Source organism: Bacillus sp. IBL03825, assembly GCF_024712505.1.
Classification (GTDB): domain Bacteria; phylum Bacillota; class Bacilli; order Bacillales; family Bacillaceae_G; genus Bacillus_A; species Bacillus_A wiedmannii.
In genome coordinates, this window is record NZ_JAMXKE010000001.1 from 49,466 (window position 1) to 63,051 (window position 13,586).

Genomic DNA, 13,586 nt, shown 5'->3' on the forward strand with positions numbered 1-13,586 from the left:
ATAGGTTGCGATGGAGGGTCTATATGTCAAACAGATTTGCAGTGATTCTAGCTGCAGGCAAAGGCACACGTATGAAGTCTAAGCTATACAAAGTGCTTCATCCTGTATGTGGAAAACCTATGGTACAACATGTTGTCGATCAAGTAACGCAATTAGGATTGCAGAAACTTGTAACAGTCGTAGGACATGGTGCTGAAATGGTACAAGAACAGCTAGGAAACGTAAGTGAGTTTGCATTACAAGCAGAACAACTTGGTACAGCACATGCTGTAGATCAAGCTGCAAGTGTACTTGCAAACGAAGAAGGAACAACTTTAGTTATTTGTGGTGATACGCCGCTAATAACTGCTGAAACGATGGAATCATTGCTTCAGCAACATAAAGAGGCAGGGGCAATGGCAACGGTGCTAACAGCTTACATAGAAGAACCTGCTGGATATGGTCGTATCGTTCGTAATGAGAATGGTCATGTTGAAAAGATTGTTGAGCATAAGGATGCAAATGAGAAAGAATTAGCTATTAAAGAAATCAATACAGGTACGTATTGTTTTGATAATAAAGCTTTATTCGCCTCACTTTCTAAAGTTTCAAATGATAACGTACAAGGTGAATATTACCTGCCAGATGTTATTGAGATTTTAAAAAATGAAGGTCATATCGTATCAGCTTATCAAACAGAGCACTTCGATGAAACGTTAGGTGTTAACGACAGAGTCGCTCTATCGCAAGCGGAAATTATTATGAAAAACCGTATCAACCGAAAGAACATGGTAAATGGTGTTACAATTATTGATCCAAGTAACACGTATATTTCTGCTGATGCGATTATCGGTAGTGATACAGTTCTTCATCCAGGAACAATTATTGAGGGGAATACTGTAATTGGTTCTGATTGTGAAATTGGACCGCATACAGTAATTCGCGATAGTGAAATTGGAGATCGTACAACAATTCGTCAATCTACTGTACATGATAGTAAACTTGGTACAGAAGTATCGGTTGGTCCATTTGCACATATTCGCCCAGATTCAGTTATTGGAGATGAAGTACGCGTTGGAAACTTCGTGGAAATCAAAAAAACTGTTTTTGGTAATAGAAGTAAAGCTTCACACTTAAGTTATATCGGGGATGCACAAGTTGGAGAAGACGTGAATCTTGGTTGTGGTTCAATTACGGTGAACTATGACGGTAAGAATAAATTCAAAACTGTGATTGGTAACGGGGTATTTATTGGATGTAATTCAAACCTTGTTGCTCCTGTAACAGTTGAAGATGGTGCTTATGTGGCAGCAGGCTCTACAATTACAGAGAATGTTCCATCAAAAGCATTATCTGTAGCACGTGCACGTCAAGTTAACAAAGAAGACTATGTTGATCAATTGCTGAATAAGAAAAAATCATAATGTGGAGGGTTAATCTAGATGTCGACTCAATATCTAAATTCTAATTTGAAAGTATTCTCTTTAAACTCTAATAAGGAACTTGCTGAGCAAATTGCAAAGCACATTGGAGTAGGACTAGGAAAATGTTCTGTTGATCGTTTTAGTGATGGAGAAGTTCAAATTAACATTGAAGAAAGTATCCGTGGTTGCGATGTATTCATTATTCAATCTACAAGCTTCCCAGTAAACGAACATATCATGGAATTACTTATTATGATCGATGCATTAAAGCGTGCATCTGCAAAAACAATTAATATTGTTATTCCTTACTATGGTTATGCGCGTCAAGACCGTAAAGCGCGTTCTCGTGAACCAATTACATCGAAACTTGTAGCAAACTTGCTTGAAACAGCAGGTGCAACTCGTGTAATCACTCTAGATTTACATGCTCCACAAATTCAAGGGTTCTTTGATATCCCAATCGACCACCTAATGGGTGTACCGATCCTTTCAGATTACTTTGAAACAAAAGGTCTTAAAGATATCGTAATCGTGTCACCTGACCACGGTGGGGTAACTCGTGCTAGAAAAATGGCAGATCGTCTAAAAGCACCAATCGCTATTATTGATAAGCGTCGCCCTCGTCCGAACGTATCAGAGGTAATGAACATTATCGGTAATATTGAAGGTAAAACAGCAATTTTAATTGATGACATCATTGATACAGCTGGTACAATTACATTAGCAGCAAACGCTCTTGTTGAGAACGGTGCTTCTGAAGTATATGCTTGCTGTACACACCCAGTATTATCTGGTCCAGCAATTGAGCGTATCCAAAATTCAAATATTAAAGAGTTAGTTGTAACGAACTCTATCGTATTACCAGAAGAGAAGAAAATCGACAAAGTACATGAACTTTCAGTTGCTCCACTAATCGGAGAAGCAATCATTCGTGTATACGAAGAAGAATCTGTAAGTGTATTATTCAATTAATTGGATAGAATGAGACGTAACCAAGATTGGTTACGTCTTTTCGTATCGAAAAAAGAAAGTAGTGGTACAAGAATGAAATTGATAGTAGGACTTGGGAACCCGGGTAGAGAATATGAATTAACAAGGCATAATATTGGATTTATGGCGATTGATGAACTTGCAAAGCGTTGGAATATTTCTTTGAATGAACAAAAATTTAAAGGAATATTTGGTGCAGGATTTGTTAATGGAGAAAAAGTAATCTTATTAAAGCCACTTACATATATGAATTTATCTGGGGAAAGTATTCGACCACTCATGGATTACTATAAAATTGATGTTGAAGACTTCGTTGTTCTGTACGATGATTTAGACATCCCTGTAGGTAAATTACGCCTTCGTATGAAAGGTAGTGCTGGTGGACATAATGGTGTGAAATCAACAATTTCACATTTAGGAACACAAGAGTTTCAACGTATCCGCATGGGAATTGATCGTCCGAAAAATGGCATGAAGGTAGTAGATTACGTATTAGGACGTTTTACATCGGAAGAAATTCCTGATGTGAGTCATTCTATTGAAAAAGCAGCGGATGCATGTGAAGAATGGTTAAATAAACCTTTTCTTCAAATCATGAATACCTTCAATAGTTAAGGGTATGATTGGGAATATTTTGTCTTATTTTTACCCATACTAGTAGTAATTGGATTTTTAGGAGGCTAGTATGGAAGGTTATTATTATTGCAGACATTGCGGGAGTAATGTAGGCTCCGTTACTGCAGAAAAAGTGTATAGCGACGTTTTATTTCAACTAACAGAGCAAGAAGTAGTAGAGATGATTCATTTTCATGAGAATGGAAATATATATATAAAAACGATTTGTGAATCGTGTCAAGAAACGCTCGCATCTTATCCTGAGTATTATGAATATGAAAAATTTCTGCAATAAAATGTTGTCGCTTTGGCATGTCCAAAGCATTTTTCTGTTTTCTTTTTCCAAAATATTTGCATAAAATATAGTGGCTTGCTCTTTATGTTGAGAGGGGTTTTGAAAATGATAGGTTTATTAGAGCAATTTTATAAAAATGAAGAGATCCAATCGGTTATTAATGGACTAGAAGATGGTTTAAAAGAACAACTTGTATCAGGTATGGCAACCTCTTCTCGTTCGTTATTAATGGCGGCCTTATATAAAAAAACAAAAAAATCACAACTTATTGTGACGCATAATTTATATCAAGCACAAAAAGTGCATGAAGATTTAGTGGCGTTACTTGGTGAAAAAGATGTGTGGTTATACCCAGTAAATGAATTGATAGCATCAGAAATTGGTGTTGCAAGCCCAGAATTGAAGGCGCAACGTATTGAAGTATTGAATCGTTTAGCGGCAGGAGAGAACGGGATTATTGTAGCGCCAGTTGCAGGACTACGCAGATTTTTACCAATGAAAGAGTTGTGGAAGCAAAGGCAAATCGAAATCAATCTAGGGCAAGAGATTGATTTAGATACATTCTTGCATACTTTACATCATATTGGTTATGAGCGTAAGTCGATGGTAGAAGCTCCTGGGGAATTCAGTTTGCGTGGGGGAATATTAGATATTTACCCATTAACTGAAGAGTTACCATTTCGTATTGAATTTTTCGATACAGAAGTTGATTCTATTCGATTATTTGATGTGGATGAACAGCGCTCTCAAGATAAAAAAGAAAGTGTTAGATTTGGTCCAGCAACAGAGTTTTTATTTTCACAGGAAGAATTGAAGTCGGGAATTGAGCATCTTGAGGAAGGCTTGACTAAGACGATGCAAAAACTTTCCGATGATAAATTGAAGACTACAGTGCTTGAAACGGTAAGTCATGAAATTGAGATGTTAAAAAACGGGCAAAGTATAGAACAGATGTTTAAATATTTATCTATTTTCTATAAAGAACCTGCTAGTCTTATAGATTATTTACCAGAAGATGGTATTGTGGTTTTAGATGAGATTTCCCGTATTCAAGAAACAGCATCACATCTTGAAACAGAAGAGGCGGAATGGTATATATCACTTCTTGGTGAGGGAATAATTATTCAAGATTTATCTTTCTCACACTCGTTTGAGGAATTTCTTCATCATAAAAAAAGAAGTTTTGTATATTTAACGTTATTCTTACGTCATATAGCACATACACATCCGCAAAACATTGTGAATGTGACATGTAAAACAATGCAAGATTTCCATGGGCAGATGCAGTTGTTGAAAACTGAAATTGATAGATGGAACGAAGGGCATTTTACGACTGTTGTGCTCGGCACAGATGATGAACGTGTAAAAAAACTACAACATATTTTAAGTGATTATGATATTGAGGCAGATATCGTAGAGGGCACAGACATATTATTGCCTGGAAGGTTACAAATTGCTGTAGGTGATTTACATGCAGGATTTGAAATGCCGATGCAAAAGCTTGTTGTTATTACTGAAAAAGAGCTTTTTCATAAGAAAGTTAAAAAATCACAACGTAAGCAGAAGTTATCTAATGCTGAACGTATTAAAAGTTATTCGGAATTAAAAGTTGGAGATTATGTAGTTCATGTAAATCATGGTATAGGTAAATTCTTAGGTATCGAGACATTAGAGATTAATGGTGTTCATAAAGATTACTTGAATATTAAATATCAAGGTAATGATAAGTTATACGTTCCAATTGAACAAATTGACCAAGTGCAGAAATATGTAGGATCTGAAGGTAAGGATCCAAAAGTTTATAAATTGGGCGGAAATGATTGGAAAAAGGTCAAAACGAAAGTTGAAAAATCTGTACAAGACATTGCGGATGACCTAATTAAACTATATGCTGAGCGCGAAGCTTCAAAGGGTTATGCATATACACCAGATACGGCAGAACAACAAGAATTTGAATCTTCTTTCCCATATCAAGAGACAGAGGATCAATTACGTTCTATTGAAGAGATTAAGAAAGATATGGAACGTGGACGTCCGATGGATAGGCTTCTTTGTGGTGATGTAGGATATGGAAAGACGGAAGTAGCTATCCGTGCGGCATTTAAGGCAATTATGGATGAAAAACAAGTTGCAATTTTAGTGCCGACAACGATCCTTGCACAACAACACTATGAAACAATTCGAGAGCGTTTTCAAGATTATCCAATCAATATAGGATTATTAAGTAGATTCCGTACGAGAAAACAGCAAAATGAAACAATTAAAGGCTTAAAAGATGGTACGGTAGATATCGTAATCGGAACGCATCGTATTTTATCTAAAGATGTTACTTATAAAGATTTAGGTCTTCTTATTATTGATGAAGAACAAAGGTTTGGTGTAACGCATAAAGAAAAAATTAAACAATTAAAAGCAAATGTTGACGTGTTAACATTAACGGCAACTCCGATTCCGCGTACACTCCATATGTCTATGCTTGGTGTGCGTGACTTATCTGTTATTGAGACACCACCAGAAAATCGTTTCCCAGTCCAAACGTATGTAGTAGAGTATAACCCAGCGTTAATGCGAGAAGCGATAGAACGAGAGCTTGCAAGAGGTGGGCAAATTTACTTCCTATATAATCGTGTGGAGGATATCGAAAGAAAAGCGGATGAAATTTCGATGTTAGTTCCAGACGCGCGTGTAACTTATGCGCATGGGAAAATGAACGAAGGTGAATTAGAGTCTGTTATGCTATCGTTTTTAGAAGGGCAGCATGATGTTCTTGTAAGTACAACAATTATTGAGACGGGTGTAGATATTCCGAATGTAAATACGTTAATTGTATTTGATGCAGATCGTATGGGACTATCGCAGCTGTATCAGCTTCGTGGTCGTGTTGGACGTTCTAATCGTGTTGCATATGCATACTTTGCATACAAACGAGATAAAGTGTTATCAGAAGTTGCAGAGAGGCGTCTGCAAGCCATTAAAGAGTTCACAGAGCTTGGGTCAGGTTTCAAAATTGCAATGAGAGACTTATCCATTCGTGGTGCAGGTAACTTGTTAGGAGCCGAACAGCATGGATTTATTGATTCTGTCGGATTTGATCTATATTCTCAAATGTTAAAAGATGCAATTGAACAGCGTAGAGGAACAGATGGGGTTGAAAATACAGTTAATGTTGAAATTGATTTAGAAGTAGATGCATATTTACCAGATGCTTATATTTCAGATAGTAAACAAAAGATTATGATGTATAAACAGTTTAGAGGTGTTTCTGCAATTGAGGATATTGAAGAGTTGCAGGAAGAGATGATAGATAGATTTGGTGATTATCCGCAAGAAGTTGGTTACTTATTGCAAATTGCAAATATTAAAGTATTGGCAATGAAAGAACAAATTGAGTTAATTAAGCAAAATAAATTTGAAGTGACAATTCTGTTCTCAGAACAAGCAAGTCAAAATATTGATGGCGGAAAATTATTCATGCTTGGAAATAGTTTTGGACGTATGATTGGTCTAGGAATGGAAGGATCGCAATTGAAAATCGTTATGAAAACAAATGGTTTAGAGACATCGAAGTGGTTAACAATTGCTGAAAATTTATTAAAAGGCCTGCCAGATGTAAAAAAAGAAGTCATAAATGCCTAATATAAGATAAAAAAATACAATTCGGCGTGCATAGAAGAACTAATGTGTAAAATACTATGTCTAACAGTTGGTGATTTTTACATGAACAGGTAAATTCACCACTTTGATCATCAGTAGAAAGTGAGGCAGCATTAGAATGAAAGCAACTGGAATCGTACGTCGAATTGATGATTTAGGTAGGGTAGTAATTCCGAAGGAAATTCGTAGAACTTTACGTATTCGAGAAGGAGACCCACTAGAAATATTTGTTGATCGCGATGGAGAAGTGATTTTGAAAAAATATTCTCCAATTAGTGAACTAGGTAATTTTGCAAAGGAATATACGGAAGCTTTATACGATAGCTTAGGACATAATGTGCTTGTATGCGATCGTGATTCTATTATCGCAGTAGCAGGCGTATCTAAAAAAGAATACTTAAATAAAAGTGTTGGCGATTTAATTGAGAAGACAATGGAAGAGCGTAAGTCTGTAATTATGACAGATGAAAGCGAAATTTCAATTATTGATGGAGTAACAGAAAAAGTGAGTTCCTATACAATTGGCCCGATTGTTGCGAATGGGGATCCAATTGGAGCTGTTGTTATCTTCTCTAAAGAGGCTATTATAAGTGAAGTAGAGCATAAGTCAGTAAATACAGCTGCAAGCTTTTTAGCGAAACAAATGGAGCAGTAAGGCTATATGGAATTTTAGAAGTAGCAATCTTTCCTAATTATGATATTTCTTCTTGAGAAATCAAATATTTGGAGATATATGTATATTGAATGAAGGTAGCGCTTTGCTACCTTTTTTCGTTGAACATTTCTATCGTTGCGCGAACGTATTATTACTCGTGTAGGCAAGGAAGCTTGTCCTTTTCTTTATGATATAATACGAGGGGTGAGAATAGAAAAAGGAGTTTTCTTGTATGGAATCAAAGAAGTATCAAGCCTTTTGGCGTGGGGCTATTATATTAACAATCGCAAGTTTTGTTACAAAGGTATTAAGCGCTTTTTACCGTATTCCATATCAAAATATAGCGGGTGATATTGGTTTTTATATTTACCAACAAATTTATCCGTTTTATGGATTTTGTTTAATTTTAGCTACTTATGGGTTCCCCATTATAATTTCAAAAATGGTTGCGGAACGATTAGAGCGAGGGAAACAACAAGAAGCAGAAGAAATTATCTGTGTATCTTTTTGGTCTTTATTGGGAATTGGTTTCGTAGGCTTTTTTACATTGTTTTTTGGTGCCGAAACAATTGCAGCAGCCATGGGTGATATACACTTAGATAAGTTATTACGTGTTATTTCATTTTCATTCATATTGATGCCGTTTTTATCTGTAGCAAGAGGATATTTTCAGGGATTCAATAATATGATGCCAACAGCTGTTTCGCAAGTGATAGAACAAACGATTCGTGTTTCTATTATTGTATTTTTATCTCTATTCCTAATTGCTCACGGATTTGATTTATATACAGTCGGTGCAGGTGCTATGTTAGGTTCAATCGCAGGCGGACTGATTGGGATTATCGTACTTGTACTTTATATGCGTCATGACTTTCGTTCTATATTTTTCAAGAGTGTAAAGAGAATTAAGGGGAAAAAGAGGATCATTAAAATTCTGTTTTGGCAGGGATTGGCGATTTGTGTTAGTAATTTAGTACTTATTTTTATACAAATGGCTGATTCCATTTCCTTCTATTCCTTACTTATTGGGGCAGGAGAACAAGCTGAAAGTGCAAAGGTATTAAAAGGTGTTTACGACAGAAGTATCCCGCTTATGCAATTAGGTACTGTCGTGACAACTTCTTTCTCATTGTCACTTATTCCAATTATTACAGCGGCGAAGGAAAGAGGAGATCTTTCCTTTATTCGAGAAAAGGTAAAGTTAGCAATGAAAATAACATTTGTTATTGGATTTGCAGCTGCCATTGGATTAACTTGTATTATTCAGCCTACGAATATTATGTTGTTTGAAAATAGTGATGGGTCAGATGTTTTATCCATTTTATCTTTATCTATTTTATTTAGTTCATTGTCGATTACAACTGCTTCTATTTTGCAAGGGTTAGGACAAACATTAAAACCAGCAATATTCGTTATATTTGGGGGTTGTTTAAAGTTAGCTTTAAATTATACATTAATGCCGTATTTTGGTGTGAAGGGAGCTGCAATTGCAACACTAGTTGCGTTAATTGTAATTTCTGTGCTAAATAGTGCATTACTTATGCAAGCTGTATCTGAATCGCTTATCGATAAGCGTAATATGTTAGGTGTAGTTATTAGTGGTATCGGTATGGGGTTTGTATTAATAATATTTATACGTGTGATGCAAATGTCTGGATTAGTAATTGATACAACGCATAGAGGAATTGCAACACTTGAGGCATTGTTAGGTGTAGCTATCGGTGGATTAACATATGTGTTTTTAATTTTAAAATTACGTGTATTTACAAAAGCGGAAATAGGAACCGTTATGAAAAAAGAGAAAAAAGAAGGTTTATTGAAGAAGAGTGGATAGAGGTGGCAGGTTGTGAGTGGAATCATTACTATTTTAGGGTTAGGTGCTGGTGAGTTAGATCAGTTAACGATGGGTGTATATCGAAAAATAAAAGAAGCAGATCACATGTTTGTTAGAACGAAGGAACATCCCGTTATAGAAGAGTTGGAGAAAGAAGGTATACAATATACAGCCTTTGACAGTGTATATGAAGCGCATGATACATTTGAAATTGTATATGAAACAATCGCGAATACATTGCTAGAACAAGCTGAAGGCACAGAAATCATCTATGCCGTGCCAGGGCATCCGCTTGTAGCGGAAAGAACGGTTCAGCTACTGTTGGAAAAAGGCGAAGTAGCGAATGTTGAAGTGCGCATTGAAGGTGGACAAAGTTTCCTTGATCCTATGTTTGCGAGTCTAAAGATTGATCCGATTGAAGGATTCCAATTAATTGACGCCACATCATTTGAAAGAGGACAATTAGAATTACGTCAACATTTAATCTTTTGCCAAGTATATGATGCATTCGTTGCGTCTGATGTGAAATTAACATTAATGGAGATGCTATCAGATGATTATGAAGTGTATATCGTAACAGCTGCAGGGACTTCGTTTGAACAAGTTAAAAAGGTACCGTTGTACATGTTAGATCATGAAACAGAGTTGAATAATTTAACGAGTGTATATGTACCACCAGTTAAAGAACGTGCGTCCTTGTATCAACAGTTTGATGTGCTTAGAGAAATTATTGCAGACCTTCGTGGACCGAATGGTTGTCCGTGGGATAAAAAGCAAACACATCAATCTTTAAAGAAGTATTTAATTGAGGAAGCTTATGAAGTGTTGGAAGCAATTGATGAAGAGGATGATGATCACTTAGTAGAAGAACTGGGTGATATATTATTACAAGTTATGTTGCATGCTCAAATCGGGGAGGATGAAGGTTGGTTCTCTATAGATGATATTATTCGAACTTTATCTGAGAAAATGGTTCGCCGCCACCCGCATGTATTTGGGAATATGGATGTAAATAATGCCGATGAAGTAATTGCCAATTGGGAAGAAATTAAAAAACAAGAAAAAGGATTCGTGAAAGAATCTGTTTTAAATGGGGTTCCAAAAAGTTTGCCCCAGTTACTACGCGCCTATGAAATCCAGAAAAAAGCTGACAAAGTTGGTTTCGATTGGGTTGATGTACAACCGATGATAGAGAAAGCCTTAGAAGAATGGCAAGAGTTCCAACAAGAAGTTACAAATATGGATGAGGCGAAAATGTTAGGTGAATTTGGCGATTTACTATTTGCGTTTGTGAATATAGCTCGTCATTATAAAATAGATCCCGAAGAGGCGTTACGTTCAACGAATGAGAAATTCGTCGGTCGTTTCTTATACATGGAAGCAAAGGTAGCTGAAATGAATAAAGAGATGCAAGATTTATCATTAGAGCAGTTAGATGTTTTATGGGAAGAGGCAAAACAAACAGAGCGTTAATAGGGGGATTTGATATGCGTCTAGATAAGTTTTTAAAAGTATCACGTTTAATTAAAAGAAGAACATTAGCGAAAGAAGTAGCTGATCAAGGAAGAATATCAATTAATGGTCAAGTGGCAAAAGCGAGTTCAGATGTGAAAGTAGCTGATGAATTAACAATTCGTTTTGGTCAAAAAATAGTAACTGTAAAAATAAACGAATTGAAAGAAACGACTAAAAAAGAAGATGCAGCAAATATGTATAGTTTAGTTCGCGAAGAAAAAGTAAAGGCTGAAGAAGGCTTGTTCTAAAATCAATTATCCCTTCATACATTACTATTAGCTAGTATAAATCTATGGGGGGATTTACGTGAATAATGGTTACTCACCTATGTCTTCTAATCAACAAAATGTTTCGGTAGAGCATGATATTATTATGCGTGGCAGGCGTGTAATTGATATTACCGGTGTAAAGCAGGTAGAGAGTTTTGATAGCGAGGAGTTTTTACTTGAGACCGTAATGGGTTTTTTAACAATTCGTGGTCAAAATTTGCAAATGAAAAATTTAGATGTAGAAAAAGGTGTTGTATCGATTAAAGGGAAAGTTCATGAGATGCTGTATATTGATGAGAATCAAGGGGAGAAAACTAAAGGATTCTTTAGTAAGTTGTTTAAATGAGCCTAACAATTCAGTTGTATACGATGCTCTCAATGATCGGAATGGGTGCTTGGATTGGAGCGTCTTTAGATACATACCAACGATTTTTAAAGCGGCAAGAACGTAAACGTTGGCTTGTATTTATACATGATATACTATTTTGGATTGTCCAAGCATTATTCGTTTTTTATGTATTGCTTCTTGTAAATGAAGCTGAACTACGTATATATGTATTTTTGGCATTATTATGTGGTTTTGCGGCGTATCAAAGCTTATTGAAAGCACTATACATGAAACTGTTAAATTTTCTCATCTATATTTTTATGCAAACAACACATTTTTTTGTTCAAATTATAAAGCTACTCATGATAAAACCTGTTATTATTATAGCGCAGCTATTTATTGCATTTATATTATTCTTATTTCGTATACTGCTTTCAATTGGACATGTGTTATGGAAAATGGTGATTTGGATATTACTTTTCATATGGAAAGTTTTTTTCTGGCCTGTTCGATTTATTGCTTCGCTCATATGGAAACTTCTCCCTAATCGTGTTAAACTTTTTATAATGAAACATGTAGGGTTCCTGCAATATATAGCAAAATTGAAGGGACACATCTTCCAATTATGGGAGCGTATAAAAAAGAAGTTAGGGGGACCTCGGAAATGAGGGAACTGAGACAAAGAACAATCGAAAAACAGAGTCCAAATCCTGTTAAAGAGCATATAATACAAACGGATGAGAACAGGAAGCGACTTTATCGCCGTTTAGCGGTTTTTCTTGTCTTTGCTTTTACAATTATTGCGAGTATTAGTGTAACGTTTTATCAACAAAACAGTTCCATTAGAGCAAAAGAAGCAAAAGTTAAGGACATGAAAAAAGAACTGGATTCATTAACGAATAAAGAAAAGAGTCTAAAAGACGAAGTTCAAAAGTTAAATGATGAAGAGTACGTATTAAAGATTGCTAGAAGGGATTATTTCTTCTCTGGAAAAGGGGAGATAATTTTTCCTGTTTCTAAGTAGAGTATGTCTTATTGACACTATATTTTAGGATTATATATAATAAAGTAAAATTTGACTTTTTAACCACTAAGGAGGAGCATTTTTTTTATGTCAATCGAGGTAGGCAGCAAGTTACAGGGTAAAGTAACAGGTATTACAAATTTTGGGGCTTTTGTGGAGCTGCCAGAAGGCTTAACGGGTCTTGTTCATATTAGTGAAGTTGCTGATAATTATGTGAAAGATATTAACGATCACTTAAAAGTGGGCGACCAAGTAGAAGTAAAAGTTATTAACGTTGAAAAAGATGGCAAGATCGGTCTATCTATTAAAAAAGCGAAAGAGCGTGAAAAAACAGAAGGAGATCGTCCACGTGGTGAATACCAACGCGGTGGCGGTGGCGATCAACAACGTTCTGGACGTCCACAACGTAATCGTTCTTTCAACAGAGATAACCGTGGTGGCGGTAACGAACGAGCTCCAAAAGAAACATTCGAGCAAAAGATGGCACGTTTCTTAAAGGACAGTGAAGATCGTTTAACTTCTTTAAAGCGTAACACAGAATCTAAACGTGGTGGCCGTGGCGCACGTCGCGGATAATAAGAACGTTTAATTCTTAGCATATAGAGAAGTACCCAGGGCGATTGCTCGGGGTGCTTTTTTATATGTGAAAATATATTTTTAAAAAAGTTTTCAAGATGTGTTGACTTTAAAATATATCTGAGGTAAGATACTAATTGTCCGTTAAATAAGACGACATGGCGGTGTAGCTCAGCTGGCTAGAGCGTACGGTTCATACCCGTGAGGTCGGGGGTTCGATCCCCTCCGCCGCTATATTTAATTTAACGGCCCGTTGGTCAAGTGGTTAAGACACCGCCCTTTCACGGCGGTAACACGGGTTCGAATCCCGTACGGGTCATCCTAAAAAGATCATGCAAATTTGCATGATCTTTTTTTGTTAAATAAATTAAGACATACAACACTTCTACAAAATCACCCTATATTTTCTGAATGTTCAATTAAAATAG

Annotated in this window: 13 protein-coding genes and 2 tRNA genes; all 15 read left to right on the plus strand. The window is 36.0% G+C overall.

All coding sequences use genetic code 11. From position 1 onward, the window contains the following. Positions 1-23: 23 nt before the first annotated feature. The 15 genes from glmU (at position 24) to NHG49_RS00345 (ending at position 13,477) form a co-directional block, all read left to right on the plus strand. Complete coding sequence (gene glmU / locus NHG49_RS00275) at positions 24-1,403, plus strand: bifunctional UDP-N-acetylglucosamine diphosphorylase/glucosamine-1-phosphate N-acetyltransferase GlmU (RefSeq protein WP_064475154.1); 1,380 nt, start codon at positions 24-26, stop codon at positions 1,401-1,403. 18 nt (positions 1,404-1,421) lie between these two features. Next, complete coding sequence (locus NHG49_RS00280) at positions 1,422-2,375, plus strand: ribose-phosphate diphosphokinase (protein ID WP_000107420.1); 954 nt, start codon at positions 1,422-1,424, stop codon at positions 2,373-2,375. A 72-nt stretch (positions 2,376-2,447) separates the two neighbouring features. Beyond that, positions 2,448-3,008, plus strand: coding sequence for an aminoacyl-tRNA hydrolase (pth, locus tag NHG49_RS00285; protein ID WP_078183735.1), 561 nt, complete (start codon positions 2,448-2,450; stop codon positions 3,006-3,008). 70 nt (positions 3,009-3,078) lie between these two features. After that, the gene (locus tag NHG49_RS00290; protein WP_000399441.1) at positions 3,079-3,303 is read left to right on the plus strand and encodes an anti-sigma-F factor Fin family protein; all 225 of its coding nucleotides are present in this window, start codon (positions 3,079-3,081) and stop codon (positions 3,301-3,303) included. Positions 3,304-3,408: 105 nt separating this feature from the next. Beyond that, positions 3,409-6,939 carry a transcription-repair coupling factor gene (mfd, locus tag NHG49_RS00295; RefSeq protein ID WP_064475156.1) on the plus strand — a complete coding sequence of 1,177 codons (3,531 nt, stop codon included), beginning with the start codon at positions 3,409-3,411 and terminating at the stop codon, positions 6,937-6,939. A gap of 136 nt (positions 6,940-7,075) precedes the next feature. After that, a complete protein-coding gene (spoVT, locus tag NHG49_RS00300; RefSeq protein ID WP_000648312.1) occupies positions 7,076-7,612 on the plus strand; it encodes a stage V sporulation protein T in 537 nt (178 codons plus the stop codon). 232 nt (positions 7,613-7,844) lie between these two features. Continuing rightward, positions 7,845-9,446: a putative polysaccharide biosynthesis protein gene (locus NHG49_RS00305; RefSeq protein ID WP_088047080.1), complete on the plus strand. Its 1,602-nt coding sequence runs from the start codon at positions 7,845-7,847 to the stop codon at positions 9,444-9,446. 12 nt (positions 9,447-9,458) lie between these two features. Next, complete coding sequence (gene yabN / locus NHG49_RS00310) at positions 9,459-10,919, plus strand: bifunctional methyltransferase/pyrophosphohydrolase YabN (protein WP_088047081.1); 1,461 nt, start codon at positions 9,459-9,461, stop codon at positions 10,917-10,919. A 14-nt stretch (positions 10,920-10,933) separates the two neighbouring features. Then, a complete protein-coding gene (locus NHG49_RS00315; RefSeq protein ID WP_001234876.1) occupies positions 10,934-11,209 on the plus strand; it encodes an RNA-binding S4 domain-containing protein in 276 nt (91 codons plus the stop codon). A 58-nt stretch (positions 11,210-11,267) separates the two neighbouring features. Then, positions 11,268-11,576, plus strand: coding sequence for a sporulation protein YabP (gene yabP, locus NHG49_RS00320; protein WP_001059101.1), 309 nt, complete (start codon positions 11,268-11,270; stop codon positions 11,574-11,576). Next, positions 11,573-12,226, plus strand: coding sequence for a spore cortex biosynthesis protein YabQ (gene yabQ / locus NHG49_RS00325; RefSeq protein WP_016085301.1), 654 nt, complete (start codon positions 11,573-11,575; stop codon positions 12,224-12,226). Before yabP ends, yabQ begins: the two co-directional genes overlap by 4 nt. Then, complete coding sequence (divIC, locus tag NHG49_RS00330; RefSeq protein WP_001208737.1) at positions 12,223-12,582, plus strand: cell division protein DivIC; 360 nt, start codon at positions 12,223-12,225, stop codon at positions 12,580-12,582. Before yabQ ends, divIC begins: the two co-directional genes overlap by 4 nt. An 87-nt stretch (positions 12,583-12,669) precedes the next feature. Beyond that, positions 12,670-13,158 (plus strand): S1 domain-containing RNA-binding protein, encoded by a 489-nt coding sequence (locus NHG49_RS00335; protein ID WP_000021454.1) that lies wholly within the window; start codon positions 12,670-12,672, stop codon positions 13,156-13,158. Positions 13,159-13,318: 160 nt separating this feature from the next. After that, positions 13,319-13,392, plus strand: a tRNA-Met gene (locus NHG49_RS00340). 13 nt (positions 13,393-13,405) lie between these two features. After that, a tRNA-Glu gene (locus NHG49_RS00345) sits at positions 13,406-13,477 on the plus strand. The last annotated feature ends 109 nt before the right edge of the window (positions 13,478-13,586 follow it).

Bases quoted from the DNA above. Each gene is read 5' to 3' on its own strand.
- glmU (WP_064475154.1), top strand. From the start codon at position 24: ATGTCAAACAGATTTGCAGTGATTCTAGCTGCAGGCAAAGGCACACGT.
- NHG49_RS00280 (WP_000107420.1), top strand. From the start codon at position 1,422: ATGTCGACTCAATATCTAAATTCTAATTTGAAAGTATTCTCTTTAAAC.
- pth (WP_078183735.1), top strand. From the start codon at position 2,448: ATGAAATTGATAGTAGGACTTGGGAACCCGGGTAGAGAATATGAATTA.
- NHG49_RS00290 (WP_000399441.1), top strand. From the start codon at position 3,079: ATGGAAGGTTATTATTATTGCAGACATTGCGGGAGTAATGTAGGCTCC.
- mfd (WP_064475156.1), top strand. From the start codon at position 3,409: ATGATAGGTTTATTAGAGCAATTTTATAAAAATGAAGAGATCCAATCG.
- spoVT (WP_000648312.1), top strand. From the start codon at position 7,076: ATGAAAGCAACTGGAATCGTACGTCGAATTGATGATTTAGGTAGGGTA.
- NHG49_RS00305 (WP_088047080.1), top strand. From the start codon at position 7,845: ATGGAATCAAAGAAGTATCAAGCCTTTTGGCGTGGGGCTATTATATTA.
- NHG49_RS00315 (WP_001234876.1), top strand. From the start codon at position 10,934: ATGCGTCTAGATAAGTTTTTAAAAGTATCACGTTTAATTAAAAGAAGA.
- yabQ (WP_016085301.1), top strand. From the start codon at position 11,573: ATGAGCCTAACAATTCAGTTGTATACGATGCTCTCAATGATCGGAATG.
- divIC (WP_001208737.1), top strand. From the start codon at position 12,223: ATGAGGGAACTGAGACAAAGAACAATCGAAAAACAGAGTCCAAATCCT.
- NHG49_RS00335 (WP_000021454.1), top strand. From the start codon at position 12,670: ATGTCAATCGAGGTAGGCAGCAAGTTACAGGGTAAAGTAACAGGTATT.